Origin of the sequence: Providencia manganoxydans (genome assembly GCF_016618195.1) — a bacterium.
GTDB classification, from domain to species: Bacteria; Pseudomonadota; Gammaproteobacteria; order Enterobacterales; family Enterobacteriaceae; genus Providencia; species Providencia manganoxydans.
On record NZ_CP067099.1, the window covers coordinates 2925516 to 2951104 of the forward strand.

A 25589-nucleotide genomic window follows, 5' to 3' on the forward strand; every position below is an offset into this window, starting at 1 on the left:
ACTTAATTCGTAGCTAATAATTAGTTCTTTTCTGATTCCCAGAACAAATATTGCTCATATTTACGTAAAGCAATATTGTAATTACTGAATGCAGATTCGGTCATTCTATCGCTTAATTGTTCTTGGATTTTGCTCGCTGTGAACTCTTTCATGGAAAAGTTTGATGATGAGAGGAGTTCATCAAGACGGCGCAAACGAACAACATATTCACGAACGGTACTATGGCTCATTTCAGTCTGTAAAAACAAGTACTGTTTAAATGACATAATGTCAAAGAAATCAGTATCGCTATTGCAGTAAATTTCACTACAAAAACGACAAAGTGCGGTAAATTTATCTTGTAAATCAAGCCAAGCACCTTCATCGACTAGCTCTGTCATCTCAGCAATAGCTTCTTTATTCAAGATAGCATCGTTAAAGACGAGAGAGATACGATCCAGTGTTTTATGGCAGTGCGCACAATGAGTTTGGCTGTGTTTAAAGTCTTTGATATAACGACTCAGCGGCCGTTTCTTAACAATAGAAGCAGACATGATGATAAAGCCCTGTGTGTAAGTCTAAAATTAAAATAGTAATGTGACATGTCACATTACATACTGAATATGCCCATAACATTATTATTATCCGCTATGTGACATATTGATACAGATGACTCTGTATCAAGTTCTTTTGCTTTTACTTAAGGAATGAGTTCATACTAAAAATACACTGTATGTACTGTTTTTCCCTAAGTGAATTGCATTCTATCGCGTCTATCGCTCTTTGGCGAATTTCTGCGAAGACTAGAGTGTGGTACGAATTTCATTTAGCGTCAACCTATTAAACCAGTCATTTATTGTCTTTTCATACCGACAAAAATTAATAAAGCATTATCAGACACTAACTATACCAACCACTAAGCTCAAGACTTTACCTGATAATCAACAATGCATTCAATAATAATTTGATTTAAAAATCAGTTTGATAGGGCATTGAGCATTAAAATAGTAAAATTGTGAACCAGCTCACTTAACATAACTAAAATTTAACTATTGTTTCAATAGCTGTTTATTTTTTAAATATACATTAAGCAGCTATAAAAAATAAAATGTAAATTTTTTTTTACACACTAAGCTAGATTTATTATATGAATTTATTTTCTGACTATATGCAAAATAGTTATAATTTATGGTGAAAAGTTATATTCAATCCATAGCTTATACGTTATTTTCCATTATAAAAAACAGTACATCATTCAACCCATCTAGGTATATTTACTGATTTCATATTTATTAACCAGAGAAACTTTGTGTTTATTTTGTAATGAAAATCCACATTAAGAAGTTAAGAACTCTGTAAAATATTTGTGAACAAGTATATAACTTAATCAACAAAAGATTTTGAGGGGAATTTTACATAGGTTAATCCGCATAAAATAATTCTTCACTATATAAAAACTAATAAAGAAGATTTATCACTGGATGATAATCAATAAAGTATTTCTTCATCACTATGAGTTCTCATTCTTTGTCATAAAAAAAACAGCATTTTTTGGATTAAACCACTAAATAATAAATTTATTACAAACCTAATCTATATTTAATACTGGCTTATAGGAGATTTAACGAATTTTTTTTTAGGATTTGTTACATTTGATATTAAAGCGAACTCTTATATACTCGATTTTGCTACTTCAATAACTAATAATTTTAAGGTTGATTATGAAAAAGTTAATTCTAGCTTGTGGTATGGGTTTAATGGCATTGGCTATTACAGCATGTTCAGATGAAGAGAAAAAACCTGAAGTTGCTGGTGCAACTGAAACTTGTAATGCTTACTTCGCTGAAGTTGATGCACTGATTTCTAAAGCATCTGAAAACCCACAAGCAAAAGCTCAGTTAGATGCTATGAAAGGTCAACTGGAAGAAGGTAAAAAACAAGTTGCAGCACTACCTAAAGATCAGCAAGACAAAGCTTGTCAACAAGGTATTGACGCAATGAAACAAATGAAATCTGCGTTAGGCTTACAATAATAGCTTTATGATATGAAATGGGGCCGTGTTTGATGGTCCCATTTCATCTAGTTCCCTCAGGTTACACAAGCCATAACATGTTATAAATCCAACCCTGTTTTTTGAAAGATATATATTCTTAATCATATATCTTCTATTTTTTGAAAAATAATATAAACAGGGGTCATATGTTAAACTATACATCTTCATGTCATATGGATAGAGATATTTTTTTCAGGAAAAGACCTGATGATCTCACTTTAGTTGTCCATTTTTCTATCGCCCCAGACGATAATAAATTGCACTCTAATATAACTTGTATCACCAACAGAGGGGATTTACCTCTACCTCACTATAGCAGAGAAAAGAAAGCTGTAGATTTTAATCTAAATAAAATTATTCTCTTTTCCAATGAATACTTTTTAAATGCAATACCAAAGAGCTCACTGACTAAAACGCTCAGTGAAGCCAATGCAAACGTATCATCCTCTCAAAGAAAATACATCGTTCCCAGAGGGATCGATAGAAATCATCAAATTGACAGAATGATGAAGCAAGAATTTAATACATATATTTTTTCTGTTATAAATAGAATTATTAATGAAGAAAATATCAGCCTAAGTCAGAAAAAAGAACTTCCCATAAATTATAATGAAAAAAAATTCATATATTACTATTTAAGTAAACGCTATAATTTAGGTATAGTTATCAATCCGGAAAATTTAGTAAACCCAAGTATTAACAGTACAATTAAAAGTAACAAGTTAGTCTATGATGAAATTCAAGATTTGGCAAAATCAAATAGTAGCGATAATAACTCTAGAATGGAGCTAGCGAGTAATTGTGTCTCTATAATTGGTGATTTCCTTTTTGAGCATTATTTTCCAGAAATACCAATTAATGAAATTAAAAAATCGGCTGAAAAAGCCATAAGACACACGTTAAAAGACAGGAAAAAATAAATATAAAAACAGTAAGACAATCTATATTGCCTTACTGTTTTTCGCTTATATCATATATCGATATATTACAACCAAGTTCCAAAACGTTTTATATAAAACTGTTTCATAAGTTGAGCAACGACACAATAACTGACTAAGGTTAATACTAACCATGGGAAGTACTCAATAGGCAACGGTTGTAGGCCAATCATTGCACCGAATGGTGAGAATGGAATATATAAACCAAGTGCCATAATTAGCCCTGTTGTTAATAATACCGGTAATGCCGCAGTACTTTGAATAAAAGGAATTTTCTGTGTACGTAACATATGAACCACTAATGTTTGTGATAATAATCCTTCGACAAACCAACCCGATTGAAATAACGCTTCATGTGCAACACTATTTGCTTGGAATACATACCACATTAATGCAAAGGTAGTAATATCAAATATCGACGATGTGGGTCCTATCCACACCATAAAACGACCAATATTTTTAGCATCCCATTTACGTGGACGTTTTAAAAATTCTTTGTCCATTTTATCCCAAGGTAATGCTAATTGGGAAATATCATACAGCAAATTTTGCACTAATAGATGGATAGCTAATATGGGTAAAAAAGGAATAAATGCGCTGGCAATTAAAACTGAAAACACATTACCAAAATTAGAGCTAGCGGTCATATTCAAATATTTGATGATATTACCAAAAGTTTCTCTTCCCTTAATAACACCTTGCTCCAAAACCATTAAATCTTTTTCTAACAAAATAATGTCTGCTGACTCCTTGGCAATATCAGTGCCTGTATCAACGGAAATACCCACATCGGCATCACGTAATGCAGGTGCATCATTAATACCATCACCTAAGAACCCAACGGTATGACCATTTGCTTGCAGTAATTTTAAAATTCTCGATTTTTGTAACGGCGTTAGCTTACAAAATACGGATACCTGTTCAACTTTTTGCTTTAGTTGTTCATCAGATAATGCTTCAACCTCAAGACCCGTCATAATTTCACTGATATTTAAGCCAACATCATGACAAATTTTTTCGGTAATAACGGCATTATCACCCGTTAATACTTTTACCGTCACACCATTTTCACGCAGCGCCGCAATTGCAGCAATTGCACTTTCTTTTGGGGGATCAAGGAAAGTCAAAATACCACGTAATTCGAGCTGTTCCTCAGCTAAAGCAGAAAGAGGTAAACTTGCCTCATCATTATTTAATACACGAGTAGCAAGCAATAACACTCGAAAACCTTGACGATTATAGTCACTCACTAATTCAGTGATGTGTTCTCTAGCTTGCTGATCCAACAGTTGAGATTGACCATTTTGCTGATAGTGAGTACATACAGCTAACATCTCTTCTGCCGCACCTTTGCAAATCAATAGTGCGTCACCCTCCGGCGTTCTGACCGTAACGGAGAGTTTGCGGCGTACAAAATCAAAAGGTAACTCATCGATTTTTTGATACGCCCGTAGATGTTCGATATCATCTTTTCCTCTTCCTCGACGGATAATCGCCTGATCCATCATATTTTTTGCACCGCTTTGATTAAAACTATTCAACCAAGCCAGTTGCAAAATTTGATTATCTTTCTGCCCATCACTATCAAGATAATGCTCTAATATGATCCGATCTTGTGTCAATGTCCCCGTTTTATCTGTGCACAGAACATCCATCGCCCCAAAGTTTTGAATAGCATTCAACCTTTTGACTATCACCTTGTGTTTAGACATGGCAATAGCCCCTTTGGCTAAGTTTGAACTGACAATCATCGGGAGCATTTCTGGTGTTAGTCCAACAGCCACGGCAAGGGAAAACAAGGTTGCTTCAAACCAATCACCTTTTGTAAAACCATTAATCAGTAAAACAATCGGTACCATGACTAACATGAAACGGATCAGTAACCAACTCACACTGTTAACACCGCGATCAAACGCCGTTTGCGCACGACTACCCACAATTGACTTGGCTAATGAACCTAAGTATGTTTTCCCCCCCGTCGCAACCACAATCCCTCTTGCTGTACCGCTAGTTACGTTGGTTCCCATCAAACAAATATTAGACATCTCTAATAATTCATTTTCAGTCGGTGATGTTGGCTCAATACTTTTAGCGGTTACATCACCTAAAGTGTCATATTTTTCAACAGGGATTGATTCACCGGTAAGTATCGCTTGGCTGATAAATAAGTCTCGCGATTCAATCAATTTAAGATCAGCAGGTACCATATCTCCCGCTGATAACAGCACGATATCACCGGGAACAAGGCATTTTATCGGTACCTCTTTGCGTACGGAGCGCCCAGTTTTATTATCACGGCGAAATACTGTTGCAGTTGTGCGCACTAAAGATTTCAGTGCCTCCGCAGCTTTATTGGTACGATATTCTTGCCAAAACCGTAACAATCCACTCAGTAGCACCATAGTGACAATGATGATAACCCCTGTTAAATCAGTTTCTTCACCTTGTCGCTCGGGGATCAGATAGTCAGTAAAGAAACTCACTATCGCTAATGTTATTAATACAAAAATGAAAGGATTTTTAAATGATGAAAGGAGTTGCTTCCATGCCGGTGGTGCTTTTTCATGAGCGACTTCATTTTCGCCTTCAGTCACTAAGCGATCCAATGCTTCATTATCAGACAAGCCCAATAGGTTAGTTTGATATTCATTCAACACTTGTTCCATTGTTTTACTTGCTTGTTCACCAACAATGAATTTTTGGCGCACGGGTGCTTTAGCACTTTTACGTTGATGCCTTATTTCAGTCATGATACTTATCTCTATCTAGCACTTATGATGCTTTTATAACCGCTATCTAACTGAAAATAAGTTGACTCTAAATAATTCGAGGTACAGATAGGTGACTGGAGTAATAAACCTAGTCAACAATACAGCAACTTGAAGTATGACGAGTATCTTTATTCATCGTTAGATAGCTCCCATATTTTCTCCATGACGGAGGGTGATCGTCCATTTTGGCTCCTTTAGTTAATCGTTCTTCAGCAATCAGGCTGGTAACTCTGATGCCACTTTCCAGTTGATAGCACTGACACTTTGTTCAAGACTGATCCGACAAACCAGCGCTTCAATTTCTTTTTGTTCCGCAGGTGTTGCTAAAAATTCAGCAACAACTTCTAACTGTTCAGGTTTCAGTGTATCGGCACTACTTAATGACTGTAGGCGAATGTGTAATCCATTTATGGCTTGCAAAATCAGTGTCCTAACGAGTATTTCATCACCTTGATGACACATAACACGGATCTTATAACTCTGTTCAACATCAAGCGCTTGCTGTTGTGGCTGCTTATTAATACGTTGTGCAGCTTCTCTCAATAAAATATTGGCGCATAGGATCAGCAGTGTAGCCATAACCGCCAAAGAATATTGCCCTAAGCCACATAGCACGCCGATCCCCGCTGAACACCACAGTGTTGCCGCTGTATTCAGACCTCGAATGTTCATCCCTTCGCGCATGATCACGCCTGCACCTAGAAAGCCGATCCCTGAAACGACTTGCGCAGCAATCCTTCCAGGGCTATCAGGTGATGTCGTTACAGAACTTAAAATAAATACCGCCGCCCCCGTTGCAACCAATGCATTAGTGCGAAGACCAGCCATACGTTGGCGCCATTGGCGCTCAGCGCCAATTAAAGCACCTAAGCACATTGCGGAAGCTAAATTTAAAATTTCGAATGTAAATAACATGAGTATTCCTCCAAAAAATAGATATTTTGGATAGCAAAATATATGGAATTAAATCCATAGCACCTTAAGTTTGAATAATTAAATAATTATTCAGAAATTATTGGCTATTGCCTGGAGGAAATAATGAATAAAGGTAGATCTTCATGATCTGTACTCGCAATAAAACTTAAGTTGTTGATAGTAAACAACTGTAAAAAGGAGTATCGAGTGAGTTAACGCTGGATACTGCCTACCCTATTAGTCACTAGTGGCAAGCAGTTAATAGAATAGATAATTAATAACTTGCCAGTAAATTTAAATTTTTATTACAACTCTGACTGTCCAAGTAATTATCTCCTAAGAAAATTTGCAAGAAGTATAGATTGCTAAATTTATGAAGTAAAGCCTTAATATTATTTTTATACTCTAAATAATTCGAAGTACTGCTAGATGGTAAGTGAATAAGGTGTTAGGAATATCCATAAACATGTGATGAGCAGCGAATGAATCCAGCCGCTATACTCCAACCAAACCATTGAACTCGAAATATAACGAGTATAATAAATTTAATTTTCAATCGGTGTAACAAAAACCCCTTTTCCGCCCTCTTTTTCATTAAAAAACCAGATACCACCAGGGTAATCAGGCAAAGAAACTAAATACATAACCCCTTCATTAAATGGCTCAATCAGTAAGATTTTACCTTCACGGCGCTCTTGGCCATCTGTTTTCACATAAACACGGTCATGGATTTTCATTAGGCGGTAGTCTCCAATAAAAATGTATACACAAAATAATTCAAGATGCAGTTAGTCGGTAAGCAAATGAATCACAAAATGCAGTAACTAATGCGAATGAGTGTGATCACCATACCTTGATGAAAGGCGCTGCAACTTGAAGTGTCACGAATATATACAGGATCGAGTATAGCGGATACGAAAAAGCCCGTCATTAAAATGACGGGCTTTAGAAATCAGTTAAGCAATTAAGCTTAGATTGCAGTTACGTTAGCAGCTGCTGGGCCTTTTGCACCGTTTTCAATGGTGAATTCAACTTGCTGGCCTTCAGCCAGAGTTTTGAAACCAGCGCCCTGAATGGCAGAGAAGTGAACGAAAACGTCTTTGCTACCATCAGCAGGAGTGATGAAACCGAAGCCTTTAGACTCGTTGAACCACTTAACTTGACCTTTCATTTTGTCGGACATTTGACTTTTCCTATATAACATCAAAAAAAACTTGCCTTTTCGGCATATATTGGCCGGAGTCTACTATTTAACAGGAAAAAACCAAGATGAAGCGTAACGGTCAAAGGCTATCAGGGATAACTCTCTCTTTCGAACACAATAACTCAGTAATCGTACATCAAATAGGACTGCTAAACAGGCCGATACTCATTAACTCATGAGTTAAGGATAATAGCAACTATTTTGTATGGATCCCCCTTAAAAAAATGCTGTTTTTTCGGTTGTGTCACTTTTCCGATAATTGGGTTAACAAAAACTTTGCATTTTGTTGATAATTTAAAGTTTTATGAAGGTAAACCGCCCAACCACTCAGTCAGATAATTCTTACCCTGAAACAATTACACTCAAAATTTTTCATAATTGATATATAACAATTTCATTTACGCATGATACTCTTCATGCATAGAAGTCTTACAAAGAGCGGTCACATCATGGATATTATTAAACAAATACTTATAGAAGATTTGGATACCATCAATAAAAATGAAAAACGTGATGGAAAACCTTACTTCAACAGCCAATTCATCGCTAACCATCCTTATCTATGTATTGGTATGGTTGCCGCTTATATCCCATTGGCAATCTTAGTCCTCTATGCGTCCTACTTTGGCGTGTATTGGATGCTTGGCTTTACTCTATTATTTATTATATTAGGTGCTGTTTTGCTGTTTGATATTAAGCCAGTTTATCGTTTTGAAGATATTGGAGTGCTTGACCTGCGGGTTTGCTATAATGGAGAGTGGTTCGTCACTGAAGAAGTTTCACCATCCTCTATTCAAAAAATCCTTGATTCAGATGAAGTTAATCATGCAATTAAGCAAGAAATAAACCGTTTGATGGCACTTAAAGGAACATTGTCGTTTTATGATATTTACCATATTGCCTATCCTGAAATTCCATCGCCAACACAAACGACAGTGATGGCACAGAATAAAGCGCAATATCAATAATATAGAATAAAAATCAACCATAATGCACAGTCAATAACCAAACGAATTATTTTTGTGTTTTTATCGTTGACAGTCTGAGGTGATATCGCTAATATTCGCCTCGTTCTCAGGAACAAAGCAATTCCTCCATAGTTCAGTCGGTAGAACGGCGGACTGTTAATCCGTATGTCGCTGGTTCAAGTCCAGCTGGAGGAGCCAAATTTGAAAAGCCCGCTTTATAGCGGGCTTTTTGCTATCTGATACCTAGCACTTCTCTGCGCCAACTCTGCACACCTTGTGCATTGCGAGCATATTGTCTTACTGGCTTTAATACATTACTGAAAAAGGCATAATAGCCTTCACATAATTGATTGCGGCCTGATTGATTAACATGAGCTGGGCAACCACCTTGGCAAACCATTTTCACATCACACTGTTGGCACTCTTTACGACGGCTTTTATTTTGCCCAAAAGGCAATGCCACTGATGAATTTACAAAATCACTCAATCCTTTTTCACCATTAAACAGACCTAAATAATGGCGTTGGTCTGCTTGGTGGTCACATGCGTAAATCTCTCCTTTTGTTTCCATCATCATATTTGTACCGCAGCGTTCTGAATGTACACACGAAGTACTCACTTGGGTAAAATATTGGCTATAAACTTGCTCAATATTCATCACGAATACCTTACCAAGGTGATGATGTTGTTGCCATTGTTGATAAACACTATTTAAAAATTTACCCCAATTCTCTGCGCTCAATGTAAAACCTTGCCCAAGAGCATCACCTTCTAACATTAACGGCTGAAATTGAATATAACGCCCCCCAAGTTGAACAAAATGAAGGTAAATTTCCCGACCAAGATCCGCAACGTCATCATGGATAACAGTCAGTATGTTAAATTCAATCTCAAATTGTTGGAGCAAGCGAATACCTTTGATGACCTCATCGTAGCTCCCGATATTTCCTTTTCGGTTATGACGATAACGATTATGCACCTCTTCAGGACCATCAAGACTCACTCCAATAATAAAATCATGTTGTTTGAGAAAGCGGCACCAAGCAGGAGTCAGTAATGTTGCATTGGTTTGCAACGTATTAATAATGCGCACGCCCTGCGGGGTATAGTGTTTCTGTAATGATACTGCCCGCTTGTAAAAGTCCAACCCTGCCAATAACGGCTCACCGCCTTGCCATACAAAATTGATTTCTTTGCTATAAGCTGGCTGAGCAGCAACATAGTTTTTGATAAAAGGCTCTAGCATCGCTTTTATCATCGGAACCGCTTTTTGTTGCTCGGATTGGGGATAGTAGCAATAATCACACTTTAAATTACAACCAGCGCCAACTGGCTTTAACAGTATATGAAACGGGATCGCCGATCTTAATGGCTTTGTCTGCAATACCGGAGGGTCATAAAATGCGATTTTCATGTTCCCCCCTTATTTCACTGGTACGGATTCAATACGTTTATTGGTTTTCGGATCAATACCAATATAATGACCACTCGACTCATCAACACCGATATAATCAACCGCTTCCCCCTTCGCTTCAATAATCATGCCTGTCGCAGCAAACTGTTCATATTGCTGTTGTAGTTTCTTAACAATATCAGGGTGCTTTGCTGACACATCTTGTGTTTCAAGAGGGTCGTCTTTTAAATTAAATAATTGCCATGGTGCCATTTCTGCTTTTGGCGAACCTTTAACTAAGCGCCTTAACTTCCAATCACCGTCAACCAATGCCGCCTGATTATGTAATTCGACACCAAATGAATATTGTGAATTAATATTAGCTTTATCAAGTAAATGAGATTTAAAACTGGTTCCTAACATAGGAAGTGGATGAATGTTTTTAATCCGCTTATTTGCATCAATACCGGCAAATTCATATAGCGTTGGCGCAATGTCATATACGGCCATCGGGGTGTTATCAATACTCCCCGCTTTGCCAATACCCGGCCCTGTGATAATCAGATCAGTGTTGATTCCTCCTTGTGCACTGGTTGTTTTATGAAAATTCGCATAAGGGGCATTGCTAACATTAGCCCAATGAGGTCCCACAGAAACAAAAGAATTCTTACGGCCAATATTTTCATAGCTATTATCAAACTGCTCCCAATATTCAGGTTCAGATTCATAATAAAAGCCGGATGCAGGGTTAGCGCCATTATCTGTAGCAAAAATAATAATGGTATTTTTATCTCTTCCTGTTTCTTTGAGTGTATTGATCACGCCACCAATCTGATCGTCCATATAGGCAATCATCGCCGCATAAACTTGCATGGTTTTAGCCGCATAACGTTTTTCTTCAGAAGTCAGCTGTTCCCACTCTTTATCAAGATCAAGCTCGGGCATTGGCGTTTTATCATTAATAATACCAAGCTCCTTCAATCGATTGATACGCTGGCGATAGACTTTGCCAAATCCTTCATCATATTGGCCATCAAATTTACTGATCCAATCATCAGGGGCTTGGATTGGGTCGTGAGGAGCGGTAAATGCAAGGTAAGCAAATATGGGCTGATCTTTAGGTGTCTGCTTAATCCACTGCTCAAGCTGCTGAGCATAGTTTTTGCTTGAGTAAAAATCGCTTGGTAATGACGTCTTTTCACCATTTAATGTGTAGTAGGTATGAAAACTTTCTACGGTGCCTAAAGGCATCGCATCATCAAAGTGGCTAGTTCCTCCTCCCATAAAAGCAAATGCTTGATTAAATCCTCTATCTGTCGGTCTAGCGCCTTTGGTATAACCTAAATGCCATTTACCTGACATTAAAGTATTATAACCCGCATCTTGAAAACGTTCCGCCATCGTGACGACACGATCAGTTAAACGTAATTCATAACCTGGTTGGCCGACCGTGTTTTCGTACCACCACATTCCCCCCATTCCTGCTTGCTGGTTGGTTGCCCCAGTCATCAACATTGAACGAGCAGGAGCTGACATAGGCGAGGTATAATATTGACTCATTCTAACGCCTTGATCAGCCATCTCTTGTAAATTTGGCGTTGGAATTTCCCCACCAAATGGGCTTATGTCTGAATAGCCCATATCATCAGCAATAATAATGAGAACATTAGGTTTTTCATTGGTTTCACCAAATGTAGCCCCTGAAATAACTGAACTTAATGCAACTGCTAACATCGTTTTTTTGATCATAGCCTATCCATTGTTGTTAATTATTTGTGATATTAACGTTAAATATTGTTTCCCCCTATGGCTATCGTTCTTCAGTATGATAGCTATAGGACTACTTTTCGCTGACATAATCACCAATTTGCTTATTTAGCAATCACTTGACGTTTTTTTTAATATTTATGCTTTACAACGAACGGCAGGATGGGTAATATGCGCCTCGTTCTCAGGAACAAAGCAATTCCTCCATAGTTCAGTCGGTAGAACGGCGGACTGTTAATCCGTATGTCGCTGGTTCAAGTCCAGCTGGAGGAGCCAAATTTAAAAAGCCTGCTTTTATAGCAGGCTTTTTGCTTTTATGGGCTTACCTTTTCCCTCTCCCCCCTCTTAATCACCTTAAATATTGCCTTTCGGTGAAACTTGCATCGATTCGATCACATAACAGGCAATCAAACTTTTATTGTGGTTTCTTCTTTGACATTTCACATCGGTAAGGCTAATATTCGTCTCGCTTTAAGGAGTTCCTCCATAGTTCAGTCGGTAGAACGGCGGACTGTTAATCCGTATGTCGCTGGTTCGAGTCCAGCTGGAGGAGCCAACTTAAAGATCCCCGTCTATATCGTTATTCCATTTATTTCCCTTTTAATTATATATCCTTAGCGTGTTACCAACCATTTTCACTGCCTAGCAAGATAATCATTAATTAACATAGATATTTTATCATCGTCGCTTTATACTCTAAATAATTCGAGGTGCGGCTAGGCGGCAAGTGAATGAGTCGCTGGGAGCATAGAAAACTATGTGACTAGTACGAATAAATGCAGCCAACAACGCTGCAACTTGAAGTATGACGAGTATAAGATCCTGTCCCGGCTTAAGCAGCACCTCGCTCATCATTTTATTTCCCCCTTACGGAGCCGGTTTCATGACAACAACTTTAACTATTCGCCGCCCTGATGATTGGCATGTTCATTTTCGCGATGGCGAGATGCTAAAAACAGTTGTACCTTACACCAGTCAATTTTTCGGTCGTGCCATTGTCATGCCAAACTTAGTCCCACCCGTGACAACCATTGAAATGGCAAAAGCCTATCGCGAACGTATCATTCAAGCTGTTCCTGCTGGTCAGCAATTTACCCCATTGATGACATGCTATTTAACTGATAGCACAAATGCTGATGAATTGATCCGTGGTTTTAATGAGGGTGTATTTACTGCATGTAAATTATATCCAGCCAACGCAACAACCAATTCAAGTCATGGTGTATCGGATATTAAAAATATCTATTCGGTACTGGCAGCCATGGAGCAAGCGGGTATGCCTTTACTGATCCATGGTGAAGTCACCGCCAGTGATATTGATATTTTTGACCGCGAAGCGCGTTTTATTGAACAAGTGATGGAGCCGCTCAGAAAGGCATTCCCTAAATTGAAAGTCGTTTTTGAGCACATTACAACTAAAGAAGCAGCACAATATGTACAAGAAGCTGATGGTTCTTTAGCCGCGACACTGACCCCTCAACATTTAATGTTTAACCGTAATCATATGTTAGTCGGGGGCGTTCGCCCTCACTTGTATTGCTTACCTATTCTCAAACGTAATATTCATCAAGAAGCGTTGCGTACAGCCGTGGCATCAGGGAGCGATCGTTTCTTTTTAGGGACAGATACCGCACCGCATGCCCAGCACCGTAAAGAATCGTCTTGTGGTTGCGCTGGTGTATTTAATGCGCCAACCGCACTGGCAGCTTATGCAACCGTATTCGAAGAATTAGGGGCATTAGAGCACTTTGAAGCATTCTGTTCATTAAATGGTCCAAAATTCTATAATTTACCTGTCAATGAAGGCTATATTCAGTTAACGAAAGAGCAAAATATCACTACAGAAACCATTGAGTGTGGTAATGATAAACTAATCCCATTCCTTGCAGGCGAAGATTCTCGCTGGACTATACGTAATCTCGATTAAATGTTTTCAACGGGGAATTTATTCCCCGTTGATTTATTTATTATATGTTAAGTTTTTGTGCATTAACTGCTATTTCTGCATAAAAAAGTCAGTAACCCCCTTTTCAATTAGCAAAATCCCCTTATACTAACAAGTACTCATTGCGTATGAGTTTTCGCCCTTAGTCAGTTATCGATATATATTTATCTCGCAGTATGATTAGGAGGTGTACATGAATAGAAAAGATGATGTAATTCAGACCCACCCTGTTGTTGGCTGGGACATCAGTACTGTTGATGCTTATAATGCAATGATGTTACGTTTGCATTACCTCCCAGAAAAAAGTGAACAAAATGAGAATGCCATTGTTGATAAAACAATGTGGTTAACAACCGATGTAGCCAGACAACTGATTAATATTCTACAGGCCGGTATTGATAAAATAGAATCCGGCGATTATGTAGAACCAGGTTTTAAGACGCACTAGTGAAAGTAATGGATATTTGGTACATACCAAATATCCATTAACCTAATATTTTTTCAATCTTAGTCAATACCCTCTAATAATTCACATCATTAATTCATTTTAAATTATATTTACTCTTATATAATTCAATCATATTATAAATTTATGCTATTTATAATGATATGATTTAAAATTATTGCTTTATTATAAAAAAATAAGAGCAATTAATCGTAATTTATAATTCACTTATTGACTTCAGCATCCATTCCAATTTATTGTAATATTCTTTTCGAACAAGGATGTTCCTTATGAAAATATTAGTCATTGATGAATGTTATTATACTCGTGTCGGCATTACTGAATATTTATCTTCTAATAAGAAATTAGAATTTATTAGCGTAGGCTGTATAAAAGAAGCGATTAACTGTATTAACAATTGCAAGCCAACCATTATACTGGTTAATTTAACCTACTATTGTCATCATTCTCATTTTTGCTTAGCCTTAAAAAAACTATTAAATACTTCAAATGAGATAAGATTTTATATTTATATTAACGCAACTTACCCAATATCAGATAAACCATTGTTATTAAAGAATAATTACTTCATTATGTCTAAGAAGATTATTATTCCGACATTAAATAAAGTGATCAACGAATCCGAGCAAATCGAAGAAACTATAAAATTAACCAATAATACGAATTCTTCAATATTTACATTAAAAGAACAGTGTATAATCAACAGCTGGATGAATGAAACACCTAATCATATTATTTCAAAAAAGTTGGGGATCAGTAACAGTACGGTTTATTCACAAAAAAGACATATTGCATCAAAAGTTTATGTAAAAAATCGCATTGAACTATTTTTTATTTATAATATTTTTAAATATTTATATTAAAAAAAGCCCCAATAATTGGTTAAACAACTATTGGGGCTGAAAATAAATATTTTTATTTATATGAATTACTTATCATTATTTAACAAACCATCGGATAAACGATGACGTGATTTATTAAATATTTTATTACTCACTTCACGCCCTGCACGGCGAGCGCGTTGCTCTTCTTCTGGCAGTTTCATTTCTTCTGTACATGCACTGCTGCAACAGCCTTCATATTTTTCAGCGCATGAAGGGCATTGAATAAACAATAAATGGCAGCCATCATTACGACAGTTAGTATGCGAGTCACACGGCTCACCACACTGATGACAATTCGCTAGCATATCTTCAGTGATCCGCTCACCCATACGGTTATCAAACACAAAGTTTTTACCTTTAAAGCGTAATGGCAAACCTTGCTCTTTCGCCTTGCGTGCATACTCAATAATACCGCCTTCAACGTGATAAACGTTTTTAAAGCCATTATGCAACATATAAGCACTGGCTTTTTCACAACGAATACCGCCCGTGCAATACATCACAATATTTTTATCTTTTTGTTGTTGTAGCATTTCAACTGCCATTGGAAGTTGCTCTCTAAAGGTATCAGAAGGCACTTCAAGCGCATTTTCAAAATGACCAACTTCATACTCATAATGATTACGCATATCAACAAAAATGGTCTCAGGATCATCAATCATCTCATTAACTTCATGAGCTTTGAGATACTTCCCAGTATTCGCTGGGTTAAATGACTCATCAGTAATACCATCAGCAACCACTCGCTCACGCACTTTCATGCGTAAAACCCAGAAAGATTTACCATCATCATCAATAGCAATATTCAAACGTAAATTATCTAGCTCTGGACTGGTGGTATAAATGAGTTCACGTAGCGCTTCAACATGAGATTCAGGTACACTGATTTGCGCATTAATCCCTTCTTTCGCGATGTAAACACGCCCGAAAACATTCAGCTCTTTAAATTGTTTGTACCAGTTATCTCTGAATGCATCAGGATCTTGGATATTAAAATATTTATAAAATGAAATCGTCGTACGTGGTTCGGTCTCCGCCAACATACGTTCTTTTAGAATTTTATTTGAAACTTGGTTATGTAACACTGGCATGGTGTTCTCTTTTCCTTTGTAACGAGTTAATATTTATAACTTTAAAGCATATTGTGTCCACGAAGTGTCCACACTAAAGCATTAACAATATTATCGCTGTTATTTTGTTAAGAAAAAACCCTTTATATTAAATGGTTTTGTTAATGATTTAATTGAAGAACAGTATCTGCAATATTGACTGATTTCAGGATCTCCAACCATTTATGTCGAAGAGCTGAAATATGATCTAGGCTGAGAAGCTACACTTCTGGGCAATAGAGATGATATTTTCGTATCTTAAGCGCTGAAGTAGGTATTGAATGAATACCTTATGGTTGGCACGCTTTCCCTATACACTTTGATAAATAATCATTGAATTTATTTCAAATTGAAATTAAGTTATATTATAACATTTAACCTTCAATACCATTATCGCCACACCTGTTTAATCTATGATGATGAAATTCAATATATTATTTCTATTTTTCAGTTTGATATTCACCACAAAAAGCTTTGCTCACCCTCATAGTTTTATTGATATGCAGGTTACCCCAGAGATCAAAGAACACCAATTTGTTGGGTTGGCATTTACATGGAAAATGGATCCGATGACTTCCGCAGACATCGCCTATGAGCTTAAAAATAGTAAAGAGGACGAACCAAAATGGCGAGCCCAAGCCGCTGCTATTATGGCAAATATCCTTGCCCAAAACTATTTCACCGATTTCTATTCGCAAGGCAAAAAAATAGCTTTTCAAACATTACCTAGCAATTACCGCTTGCAACGAGATGGATTACAGCTCATTTTTTCATTCACCGCACAACTAAAGCACCCCATTCCAGTTGAAGGTGCCAATATTGAATTTATGACCTACGACCCTACTTTTTTTGTCAGTATGACTTACCCTGATCAAAAAGCGCTCCACTCAGCAAAAGTGCCTAAAACACAATGTAAAATCACCTTACATGAGCCCGATGTTACCGATGAGCTACGTTTTTATGCCTATTCTTTGGATATTGACCAATCCCCCGAAGAGGATGAAACACTGGGGCTACAGTTTGCACAGAAGGTAAAAATACAATGTCAGTAATTCAAACGATTAATGCATCTCGTTTAAAAATAATGGGTTCAGTTTTATTACTGGTTGTGATTGCAGGTGTCAGTTATCAAATTTATCAATATTGGCCATTATGGTTAAAAACGAGTGTGATATGGCAACGTCAGCTCAATTTATCGCTAACTGAACTACTGCAATCTACTCAAGAGCAACCTTTTCACGCAGGATTGCTGTTAATAGGGGTTAGTTTTTTATATGGATTACTGCATGCTATTGGCCCAGGGCATGGCAAACTGATTATTACCACATATATTGCCACTCAACCGACCCAACTAAAACAGAGTGTTGTCCTAAGCCTATTGGCCTCATTACTTCAAGGACTCGTTGCTATCGTACTGGTATCAGTGATTTTAATTATCTTTCAGCTATCTACTCGCCACTTACACATGATTGGCCAATACAGTGAAAAGCTCAGCTATGCATTCGTGATCCTACTCGGTGTATTGTGTTGTTTTAAAGCACTGCGACAAGGGTGGAAAATTCGTCAAAAAAAAGCGGCCTCCGTGTTAAAAATTCAGTCGGTTTCCGTACTCAACAGCACAAAGCCAAATGCAGTAATTAAACCGCCATCCAATGTAGAGCCTATCTGTGGTTGTGGGCATCAACATGTGCTCGCTCATCATCAATTACACACCAATCTCAAAACACAAGCTATTGTGGTGCTATCTATGGGATTAAGGCCATGCTCTGGAGCTTTATTAGTCCTGCTGTTTTCTTATGTTATTGGAGTGTATCAATGGGGAATACTAGCAGCATTGGCCATGGCAGTGGGTACCGCTTTAACCATTTGCGCTATCGCATTGTTTGTCTATTCTATGCGAAATGTAGCCACTCAGATGGTAAAGTCTAAGGGCTTTACATGGTCTCCCTATTGGGGGATCGCAATTAGCCTCTGCGCAGGTGTGATATTTATTTTATTGGGCCTATTGATGTATCAAAGTCTCATACTCAATGAAGTGGTTTCTCCGCTGCTCGCGCCTCGCTCTCGATAAAGAGACATAAAAAAAGGAGGGCTCCCCCTCCTGAAACTACGATGAGGTAGCCACATCGTATAAGCGCAATGTCAACTTTTTAATTATTTAGTGATCGGCGGCGTAGTACTGCTTTCGATCACTGTTTATATACTCTAAATAATGCAAGTTGCAGGTAAGCGACAAGTGAAGATAGTCGGGGGAGCATAGATACGCTCTATAACTCGATGAGCGTAGTCCCTTATCTCATAACGCAAAGCCCTGCAACTTTAAGTATGATGAGTATATTAGCCAATTAGCTCAATTTTAGCCGGTAGGCCTTGTCTTACCGAAGCACCTGATACCCAATCTAACCATGTATTCGCTACTTCACGGGTTGGATCAGCAAAACCTAAGTCATTTAAGTTAATTCCTGAGCCATTTGCTGCATTCATTGGCAATGGATTACCATCAAGATAGTGCTGTTTAGCGCCCATTTCTTTGTGTCCATAACCATGCTCAATCGCCAGTACGCCAGGCATCACTCCATCCAATACACTGATTTGTGCCTCTGCATAACCACCCGGTGTGGTAATTTTGACCCAATCACCGTGCTTAACCCCCATTTTTTGCGCATCATCAGGGTGTATCGCAACCATATTCGTGGGTTTCACATGACGCAAACGCTCAATCATCGTGGTAGAGCTACTCATCACATGTGACTTAAATGACATCAGCTTTAATGGCCATTCCGCAGGTGGAAACACTTTGTTGATATCATCACCATTTGCTAAACGTGGTGGGTAATAGGTTGGGCAACCACTGTAACGTTCCCCCGTAATTGCATGTCGGTTAACGGCAACTGTTGGGTTCCAGATTTGTAATCCTTTTTTCCATTGCGGACCTGTCGCCTCACCATCCCACGCTTTTTCATAAGGAGCAAAACGTCCACCGCGTGTGTAGATATACGCCACACGACGTATTTCTTCTGGCTTTAATGTTTTGCTCATGGCTGGCAAAATACGTTCAACACCACTGATTTGAATATCTTCCGTTGCCGCCTCTGGCACAGGTTTTTCGCCCATCCATGCCATATTCGCCGCGACACGTAGATAGTAATCCTCCGCACTATTTAACGGATATTTATTACCATCCATATCTTCAATGACGTTATCACCAAACCCCGGAAGGTTAAGTTCTTTAGCGACGGCGATACAGAAAGCTTCCATTGAAACGGGTTGTCCATCCGCCGTTTTCGCAGTACGTGACTCAACAATTGGCCAACGTGCTGTACTCGCTTTTACTTGTACACCAGACCACGGAGCACTGAACCCCCAGCTCTCAAAGTTATGTGTATCAGGTACAATATAATCTGCCAATGCGGTGGTTTCGTTCATAAAGGCATCGATACCGATAATTAATGGCAGATGCTTTGGATCTTTAAGCTTTTCTTCCATGACCTGACGGATCCCCGCAATACCATAGACAGGGTTAGTCATATTGGTGATCCAAGCCTTCAATGAGTACGGATACCCCATCAAAGCAGAAGCCAGCTGTTCAGTTAATTGCCCTTTCGCAAACGGATACCAAGGTGCTTTTGCTGGATACGGTTTTTCACCGGCCGCGATCCGCGCCTTAAATTCATCCGATTTTTCATAAACTTCATTACTGCGTGATAACACAACCCCTTTTGGCTTCACTTTACCTGCATAGCTTGCCATGTTGTAACGTGGGCCATCGCTTTCACCGTTAAATTTACCACCACCAACCGATACCCCACCTTTTAGGTTCAGGTTACCAATTAATGCGTTTAACATGATCACCGACCAAGCCGTATAAAAACCGTTACCGCCCATCATGCCACCATGAGAGATGACCGCAGCTTTACGATCATAGGAGGTTAATGCACGTCCTAAAGATTCAATAGTTTTCACTGGCACTTGGCAACGTTGGCTATATTCATCCAACGTCATTCTATCTGCGGCATCTTTTAGACATTGGAAGCTTGATTTCACCGTCACTTCGCTGCCATCGTGTAACGTGATGGTACGCGTTACGAACAATTCGGCGTTAGTCACATCATCAGCCAGTTTTAATTCACCTGTTGCATCTTGAACCATGTAAGCTTTTTGACTTGCTTCATCGTCAATAGGCTGGCCATTAAGATGAGCAGCAATCAATAATTGCCCTGCTAGTGGGTGATTGTCATCGGTGATCACTAAATGCGTTGAGTTCGTCCAACTTTTCTCACCCACGGCTTGCATTGATTTTTCACTGGGTACACTCAAATAAGCTGCATTGTAGCGCTCATTTTCAATGATCCAGCGGATCATCCCCATAACTAAGGCTGCATCCGTTCCCGGTTGCACGGGAACCCAATGCCCATGGTCATTCGCGAGCGTCGTGGTTAATGGTAACGCAGGTGCAACCACCACATAATTGAAATTATCGCGTAAACGCGCAGAAGCAAGTTGACGTCCTTGGCGTTTGAAAGGGTTACCTGATTGTGCTGGTGAAGTACCGATAAATAACGCAAAACGAACGTTATCCCAATCAGGTTTAACGTGGGCGTTTTTATCTAAATCGTCCATTAACGCGCCAGAGCCAGCACGATAAGCCAAACCACAATATGAGCCGTGTGCACCAAAGTTTTTACTACCAAATGCATTTTGTGCAAAGCGACGAATAAATCCATCACGACCATCATCGCCCGCGTTAGTGACTAATAATTGGTTAGCTTTGGGACCAAGCTTTGGTTGTGAGGGATCCAGTGGTGTTTCCAGATCACGAATGGCACGTAAGCCATCAACATGACCTTCACCAAATAGATCACCGCCTTCAACCACTTCTTTGACTAATTGTTCAAAACTGATGCGTTCCCACTTACCTTCACCACGTTTGCCCACACGTTTCATGGGTTCAAGTATGCGTAGTGGGCTAGTCAAACCTTCCATGAGTGTTGCACCACGTGCACAAGCCGTTGAGCGATTTTCTAATCCACTTTCCCCACCCATTTTATTAAATGCCGTTTTTAAAGGCATACCATATGGGAAGTGTTTTTCATGTGACAGAGGGTGGTATGGATTTCCTGCTATGCGCAGAACTTCGTTTTTCGTTGTATCGACACGCGCACGAATACCACATTGCGTCCAACAACCAAAGCACTGGGTCATCGCAACCACTTGTTCTGGGTTTTCTTTCCATTCACTGTTGGCTTGGCCTTCTGGGCGTAACGAGTTGCCATGAATGCGGTCTAAGGTCACTTTACCTGATGTACCGTTCGCTAGGCCATCCACAGCACGCTTCGCTACATCACGGTAGCCAGCGCCGAACAGTGCTAATCCACCAACAACTAAACCACCTTTAAGCCATTGACGTCTTGAGAATTTAGCCATGTTGCACTCTCCTAGCAAACCAACGAACACCTTCACGAATAATAATGGTTAATGCGATCCACAAACCAAAGGTTCCAAACAGTGCGAGTAATCCATCTGTTCCCATCGGGAAATGATAAGGATTCACTAAAATGCTATATTTCGGCACTGCCTGAACTTCCATTAAGAACACCCAACGTAAGCTCCACGTTAGCCCCATCGCCACTAATGCAGTGATAGTGATATAAACCATCGGGCGTGTTGATTTTAAGTTACCGATTGACATCACCAGTGAGACTAACCACAAGGCACAGATCCCCATTAACATCCACCAACCAGGACTCGCGACATCAACTTGATGGCGCACAGCAATACCTGAAATGGTGTCGCCTGATAACCATAGCGCAAAACAAACCGCCAGTAGTAATAAGGTGATCACTTGCATACGGGCTAAACGTTGCTGATACTGCGGTTCACGACGAGCCCCTAAGCCAATCAGAGCAGGAACCGCTTGCATTGCACTTAAGAACATTAAGACAGGGATCCACCAGCTAAACCAAATAGGTCGCGCAATCAGTACTGATGCCTCTCTACCTGTGTATAGCAGTAAACCAATCGCTGAAAGTGCGGATAATAAAGCAACCCAACGTGTGGCTTTAAACTCTTTTTTCCAGATAAACTTCACTAACAAAGCGATAAAATAAAGACCGGTGAATGTGGTAAATAAAGGTAATAATACTGAACCCCACCACATCCATGACCACAGCGTTGGATAGGCATAGAAATGCCAAACACGTGCAGTTTGATGTAAATCAGCGGTTAAAGCTAAAGGTGCCGTGATCCCCATCGTTATCGTGATAAACACGGCTATCATCTCTAAGCGACTATTTTCGCTCTTACCTTGCCAATGTAGGTAGCAGGCATACAGTGTTGCACAGGCCGCAATACCGATAAAAAAGAAGTATTGAACCGCCCAAGGTAACCAAAAAAACTCTTGGGGTTGTGCCATTATTTCTGCAATATAGCTCACTTGTTCACTCATCAGAACACCTCCTGCCACAATGCGGGTTGCCCTTTATCAGCCAACGGTTGAACAAAAGCATCGTCCAGACCGAGATAGAACACTTGCGGCAAGGTGCCACTTTCAGGTTTTAACACCTTAATTTCTGCTTCATGTTCCGTCAGCATTTGGCGAATAGTACTGTTAGGATCTTTTAAATCACCGATAATACGCGCACCACCGACACAGGACTCAACACAGGCAGGTAACAAGCCAACTTCAAGTCGATGTGCACAGAAAGTACATTTATCCGCGGTTTGTGTCGTGTGATTAATAAAACGCGCGTCATATGGGCATGCTTGTACACAATAAGCGCAACCCACACAGCGTTCATTATCAATAACCACAATGCCGTCTTCGCGTTGAAACGTTGCTTGTACTGGGCAAACAGGTACACAAGGTGGGTTATCGCAATGATTGCATAGGCGTGGTAGCAGGACGTTCGTGAAACCTTCCTCTCCCTTTAAGGAGACTTGATATTGGTTGACTGTGGTACGGAATTGCCCTTGTGGTGTTTGGTTTTCCACCGCACAACTGACAGTACAAGACTGACATCCAACACAACGGCGTAGGTCAATCAGCATCCCATAACGCTTTTCAGGATTGCCTTCACGACGAGTTGGGGAGAAGTTTAGCCCTGCTTCAGCAATCGGGATCAACGATGCTCCCGCAGTGACTGCCCCTAATTGTTGTAGAAATTTTCGTTTACTCAGATCCATAATTGGCTCCAGTAGGACATTGCTAATACATAAATATGGTAAGTTTTAGTTTTACAGGCTTTATTGGCCGTTATTGCAATCTATTTGTGATAACCACAATAATTTTTATTTTTCTTTAAAAACGGTGTGTTATCTTTAGTTACTTGTATTGTATGAGGGGCAGGAGAACCACCCTATTGTGGTTTACCACATACCCGTAATTAACTTGATCTAACGCAACGAATAACTCAAATACGCCTATGTCTCTGTATCGATTAATGATAGTTATGGTCATCGCATGGTCATTTCCTGCCATGGCTGCTGAATGGAAAATTGGTGTGCTAGCGCTACGCGGAGCAGCTTCAACCCAATCGCAGTGGCAAATACTGGCCGATACACTGAATAAATCGTTACCTGATGAACACTTCACCCTACTCCCTTTGAATCTTGATGAAATGCGCAATGCGATTTCAGAACGTAAAATTGATTTTTTGCTCACCAACCCTGCACAATTTATTCAACTCGATAGTCGCTACCACCTACGTTGGCTACTCTCTTTGCGCTCTTCATTAGAGCCAGATAGCGCAACTCGCAATGTTATTGGCAGTTTGATTTTAGTGCGTGCAGACAGCGACATTACTGAAGCCAAAAATCTGATAGGTAAGAAAGTGGGGGCAATTTCGCCTGATGCTTTTGGGGGATATCTATTAGGTTATAAAGTATTAAGAGATATGGGTTACGATGCAGAGAAAGATTTTCGTATGCAATTTCTTGGTTTCCCTGCGGATGCTCTACTGTATGCTTTACGTGACCATTCTCTTTCCGCGGCAATTATCCCTGTTTGCTTGTTAGAAAACATGGATAAAGAAGGTTTAATTGATAAAACACAATTTCGCCCTTTGATTGAACATGACAGCGCCTTGCCCTGTAAAACCAGCACTGAATTATACCCTAATTGGTCATTTGCTGCTCTTAGCGATGTGCCTGATAATCTTGTCGATAAAGTCACCAAAACCTTACTGTCTTCCGATAATTTAAGAATGCGTTGGGGAGCTCCCGCTTCGGTTAATCAAGTTGAAACCCTATTGCGCGATGTGAATCAACATCCACGACAACGGCAAATTTGGCAAGACATCGTGAGTTGGGTGATCCAGCATCAAATCACCATAACCATAGTCACATTATTTTTTATTTTATTGGGTATTAACCACATTTGGATCGCATTTCTTGTGCGCCGCCGTAGCCGCCAGCTGGAAGAAGCACATAATCGTTTACGACAACAAGAAGCCAATCTTGAACAAGCGCAGCGGCTGAATATTTTAGGGGAAATGGCTTCAGGTTTTGCCCATGAGCTTAATCAACCACTTTCTGCGATCCGCCACTATGCACAAGGCTGTATTTTGCGCCTCACCAAAGAATCGGCTGAGCACCCTCTTATCGGTACGTTGACTAAAATTGACAGCCAAGCACAACGTGGTGCGGACATTATTCGCAATTTGCGGCTCTGGGCAGGTAAACCTCACCAAGAAGTGGCATTACCACTACATCAGCAGCCTGTTTTAGCCACTATTCAACATATTTGGCAATTACTGCGGGTTTCACAACAGTACCCACAGGTAAAATTGATTTTACCTGACAATCAGGACATCTCACTCAAACTTCCTGATACTTTGCTCGATCAGTTATTATCAAACCTGATTAGCAATAGCTTACAGGCTGGAGCCAATACACTGCAATTTAGCTTTCATCTCGCGCCTGAGCGTTTTTTACTCGTCCTACAAGATGATGCGGGCGGTATGGATACAGAGCAACTCACTCAAGGTATTACCCCCTTTTCGACCACGAAAAAAGCGGGGTTAGGTTTAGGGTTGGTGATTTGCCAACGACTGATCCAAAGCCAAGGCGGTGATATTCGCATTGAAAATAACATCAATGAAGAAGGCTTAAATGGCCTAAGAGTGACGCTGATCTTTCCCTATACTCTAGAGGTGTAACATTTACGGCGCTAATATGAGATAATGCCCATTAATCATAA

At 39.4% G+C, this 25589-nt stretch carries 20 protein-coding genes and 3 tRNA genes; 12 read left to right on the forward strand and 11 right to left on the reverse strand.

Annotated elements, in window-relative coordinates:
* Positions 1-20: 20 nt before the first annotated feature.
* Positions 21-533: a flagella biosynthesis regulatory protein FliZ gene (fliZ, locus tag JI723_RS13160; RefSeq protein ID WP_070924709.1), complete on the reverse strand. Its 513-nt coding sequence runs from the start codon at positions 531-533 to the stop codon at positions 21-23.
* A gap of 1167 nt (positions 534-1700) precedes the next feature.
* On the opposite strand from fliZ, the gene JI723_RS13165 reads away from it, so the two are divergent.
* Positions 1701-2012 carry a DUF5339 domain-containing protein gene (locus JI723_RS13165; RefSeq protein WP_070924711.1) on the forward strand — a complete coding sequence of 104 codons (312 nt, stop codon included), beginning with the start codon at positions 1701-1703 and terminating at the stop codon, positions 2010-2012.
* A gap of 167 nt (positions 2013-2179) precedes the next feature.
* Positions 2180-2953: a hypothetical protein gene (locus tag JI723_RS13170; protein WP_272580862.1), complete on the forward strand. Its 774-nt coding sequence runs from the start codon at positions 2180-2182 to the stop codon at positions 2951-2953.
* 65 nt (positions 2954-3018) lie between these two features.
* Here JI723_RS13170 and mgtA read toward each other — a convergent pair whose 3' ends face one another.
* From mgtA to cspE, 4 genes are all read right to left on the reverse strand, one after another.
* Positions 3019-5721, reverse strand: a complete 2703-nt coding sequence (gene mgtA / locus JI723_RS13175) for a magnesium-translocating P-type ATPase (RefSeq protein WP_337979442.1) — start codon at positions 5719-5721, stop codon at positions 3019-3021.
* Between the two features lie 237 nt (positions 5722-5958).
* The gene (locus JI723_RS13180; RefSeq protein WP_070924717.1) at positions 5959-6657 is read right to left on the reverse strand and encodes an MgtC family protein; all 699 of its coding nucleotides are present in this window, start codon (positions 6655-6657) and stop codon (positions 5959-5961) included.
* A 545-nt stretch (positions 6658-7202) separates the two neighbouring features.
* Positions 7203-7394 carry a protein DsrB gene (gene dsrB / locus JI723_RS13185; RefSeq protein WP_070924718.1) on the reverse strand — a complete coding sequence of 64 codons (192 nt, stop codon included), beginning with the start codon at positions 7392-7394 and terminating at the stop codon, positions 7203-7205.
* A gap of 233 nt (positions 7395-7627) precedes the next feature.
* Positions 7628-7840, reverse strand: coding sequence for a transcription antiterminator/RNA stability regulator CspE (gene cspE / locus JI723_RS13190; RefSeq protein WP_008911725.1), 213 nt, complete (start codon positions 7838-7840; stop codon positions 7628-7630).
* A gap of 470 nt (positions 7841-8310) precedes the next feature.
* Between cspE and JI723_RS13195 the strand changes: the two genes are divergently transcribed.
* Together JI723_RS13195 and JI723_RS13200 are read left to right on the forward strand one after the other, a co-directional pair.
* The gene (locus tag JI723_RS13195; RefSeq protein WP_337979443.1) at positions 8311-8829 is read left to right on the forward strand and encodes a YlaC family protein; all 519 of its coding nucleotides are present in this window, start codon (positions 8311-8313) and stop codon (positions 8827-8829) included.
* 122 nt (positions 8830-8951) lie between these two features.
* A tRNA-Asn gene (locus tag JI723_RS13200) sits at positions 8952-9027 on the forward strand.
* 34 nt (positions 9028-9061) lie between these two features.
* On the opposite strand, the gene JI723_RS13205 is transcribed toward JI723_RS13200, so the two are convergent.
* Both JI723_RS13205 and JI723_RS13210 read right to left on the reverse strand, forming a co-directional pair.
* Positions 9062-10243, reverse strand: a complete 1182-nt coding sequence (locus tag JI723_RS13205) for an anaerobic sulfatase maturase (RefSeq protein ID WP_337979444.1) — start codon at positions 10241-10243, stop codon at positions 9062-9064.
* 9 nt (positions 10244-10252) lie between these two features.
* Positions 10253-11968, reverse strand: a complete 1716-nt coding sequence (locus tag JI723_RS13210; RefSeq protein WP_337979969.1) for an arylsulfatase — start codon at positions 11966-11968, stop codon at positions 10253-10255.
* A gap of 221 nt (positions 11969-12189) precedes the next feature.
* Here JI723_RS13210 and JI723_RS13215 point away from each other — a divergent pair.
* The 5 genes from JI723_RS13215 (at position 12190) to JI723_RS13235 (ending at position 15263) form a co-directional block, all read left to right on the forward strand.
* Positions 12190-12265, forward strand: a tRNA-Asn gene (locus JI723_RS13215).
* 204 nt (positions 12266-12469) lie between these two features.
* Positions 12470-12545: transfer RNA gene (locus tag JI723_RS13220), tRNA-Asn, on the forward strand.
* Between the two features lie 327 nt (positions 12546-12872).
* Entirely contained in the window at positions 12873-13916 is a 1044-nt protein-coding gene (gene pyrC / locus JI723_RS13225) for a dihydroorotase (protein WP_070924802.1), read from the forward strand.
* 211 nt (positions 13917-14127) lie between these two features.
* Positions 14128-14382, forward strand: a complete 255-nt coding sequence (gene bssS, locus JI723_RS13230; RefSeq protein WP_070924804.1) for a biofilm formation regulator BssS — start codon at positions 14128-14130, stop codon at positions 14380-14382.
* Positions 14383-14669: 287 nt separating this feature from the next.
* Positions 14670-15263, forward strand: a complete 594-nt coding sequence (locus tag JI723_RS13235; protein ID WP_272580864.1) for a LuxR C-terminal-related transcriptional regulator — start codon at positions 14670-14672, stop codon at positions 15261-15263.
* 65 nt (positions 15264-15328) lie between these two features.
* Here the strand turns inward: JI723_RS13235 and trhO are convergent, their stop codons facing one another.
* On the reverse strand, positions 15329-16375 hold the full coding sequence (gene trhO, locus JI723_RS13240; protein WP_070924808.1) for an oxygen-dependent tRNA uridine(34) hydroxylase TrhO: 1047 nt from the start codon (positions 16373-16375) through the stop codon (positions 15329-15331).
* A 431-nt stretch (positions 16376-16806) separates the two neighbouring features.
* Here trhO and JI723_RS13245 point away from each other — a divergent pair, with 431 nt between their 5' ends.
* Together JI723_RS13245 and JI723_RS13250 are read left to right on the forward strand one after the other, a co-directional pair.
* A complete protein-coding gene (locus tag JI723_RS13245; RefSeq protein ID WP_337979445.1) occupies positions 16807-17445 on the forward strand; it encodes a DUF1007 family protein in 639 nt (212 codons plus the stop codon).
* On the forward strand, positions 17436-18464 hold the full coding sequence (locus tag JI723_RS13250) for a nickel/cobalt transporter (protein ID WP_337979446.1): 1029 nt from the start codon (positions 17436-17438) through the stop codon (positions 18462-18464). The genes JI723_RS13245 and JI723_RS13250 overlap by 10 nt, the downstream gene beginning before the upstream one ends.
* A gap of 266 nt (positions 18465-18730) precedes the next feature.
* Here the strand turns inward: JI723_RS13250 and ttrA are convergent, their stop codons facing one another.
* From ttrA to ttrB, 3 genes are read right to left on the reverse strand one after another with little or no spacing between them, the layout of a single operon-like run.
* Positions 18731-21817 carry a tetrathionate reductase subunit TtrA gene (gene ttrA / locus JI723_RS13255; RefSeq protein ID WP_319067520.1) on the reverse strand — a complete coding sequence of 1029 codons (3087 nt, stop codon included), beginning with the start codon at positions 21815-21817 and terminating at the stop codon, positions 18731-18733.
* Positions 21810-22838, reverse strand: coding sequence for a tetrathionate reductase subunit TtrC (ttrC, locus tag JI723_RS13260; RefSeq protein ID WP_180355077.1), 1029 nt, complete (start codon positions 22836-22838; stop codon positions 21810-21812). Before ttrC ends, ttrA begins: the two co-directional genes overlap by 8 nt.
* Positions 22838-23575, reverse strand: a complete 738-nt coding sequence (gene ttrB, locus JI723_RS13265) for a tetrathionate reductase subunit TtrB (protein ID WP_337979447.1) — start codon at positions 23573-23575, stop codon at positions 22838-22840. Before ttrB ends, ttrC begins: the two co-directional genes overlap by 1 nt.
* A gap of 239 nt (positions 23576-23814) precedes the next feature.
* On the opposite strand from ttrB, the gene ttrS reads away from it, so the two are divergent.
* A complete protein-coding gene (gene ttrS / locus JI723_RS13270; protein ID WP_337979448.1) occupies positions 23815-25548 on the forward strand; it encodes a tetrathionate respiration histidine kinase TtrS in 1734 nt (577 codons plus the stop codon).
* Positions 25549-25589 lie beyond the last annotated feature (41 nt).

Coding starts and splice junctions, on each gene's coding strand:
- fliZ (WP_070924709.1), bottom strand. CDS start 533: ATGTCTGCTTCTATTGTTAAGAAACGGCCGCTGAGTCGTTATATCAAA.
- JI723_RS13165 (WP_070924711.1), top strand. CDS start 1,701: ATGAAAAAGTTAATTCTAGCTTGTGGTATGGGTTTAATGGCATTGGCT.
- JI723_RS13170 (WP_272580862.1), top strand. CDS start 2,180: ATGTTAAACTATACATCTTCATGTCATATGGATAGAGATATTTTTTTC.
- mgtA (WP_337979442.1), bottom strand. CDS start 5,721: ATGACTGAAATAAGGCATCAACGTAAAAGTGCTAAAGCACCCGTGCGC.
- JI723_RS13180 (WP_070924717.1), bottom strand. CDS start 6,657: ATGTTATTTACATTCGAAATTTTAAATTTAGCTTCCGCAATGTGCTTA.
- dsrB (WP_070924718.1), bottom strand. CDS start 7,394: ATGAAAATCCATGACCGTGTTTATGTGAAAACAGATGGCCAAGAGCGC.
- cspE (WP_008911725.1), bottom strand. CDS start 7,840: ATGTCCGACAAAATGAAAGGTCAAGTTAAGTGGTTCAACGAGTCTAAA.
- JI723_RS13195 (WP_337979443.1), top strand. CDS start 8,311: ATGGATATTATTAAACAAATACTTATAGAAGATTTGGATACCATCAAT.
- JI723_RS13205 (WP_337979444.1), bottom strand. CDS start 10,243: ATGAAAATCGCATTTTATGACCCTCCGGTATTGCAGACAAAGCCATTA.
- pyrC (WP_070924802.1), top strand. CDS start 12,873: ATGACAACAACTTTAACTATTCGCCGCCCTGATGATTGGCATGTTCAT.
- bssS (WP_070924804.1), top strand. CDS start 14,128: ATGAATAGAAAAGATGATGTAATTCAGACCCACCCTGTTGTTGGCTGG.
- JI723_RS13235 (WP_272580864.1), top strand. CDS start 14,670: ATGAAAATATTAGTCATTGATGAATGTTATTATACTCGTGTCGGCATT.
- trhO (WP_070924808.1), bottom strand. CDS start 16,375: ATGCCAGTGTTACATAACCAAGTTTCAAATAAAATTCTAAAAGAACGT.
- JI723_RS13245 (WP_337979445.1), top strand. CDS start 16,807: ATGATGATGAAATTCAATATATTATTTCTATTTTTCAGTTTGATATTC.
- JI723_RS13250 (WP_337979446.1), top strand. CDS start 17,436: ATGTCAGTAATTCAAACGATTAATGCATCTCGTTTAAAAATAATGGGT.
- ttrA (WP_319067520.1), bottom strand. CDS start 21,817: ATGGCTAAATTCTCAAGACGTCAATGGCTTAAAGGTGGTTTAGTTGTT.
- ttrC (WP_180355077.1), bottom strand. CDS start 22,838: ATGAGTGAACAAGTGAGCTATATTGCAGAAATAATGGCACAACCCCAA.
- ttrB (WP_337979447.1), bottom strand. CDS start 23,575: ATGGATCTGAGTAAACGAAAATTTCTACAACAATTAGGGGCAGTCACT.
- ttrS (WP_337979448.1), top strand. CDS start 23,815: ATGTCTCTGTATCGATTAATGATAGTTATGGTCATCGCATGGTCATTT.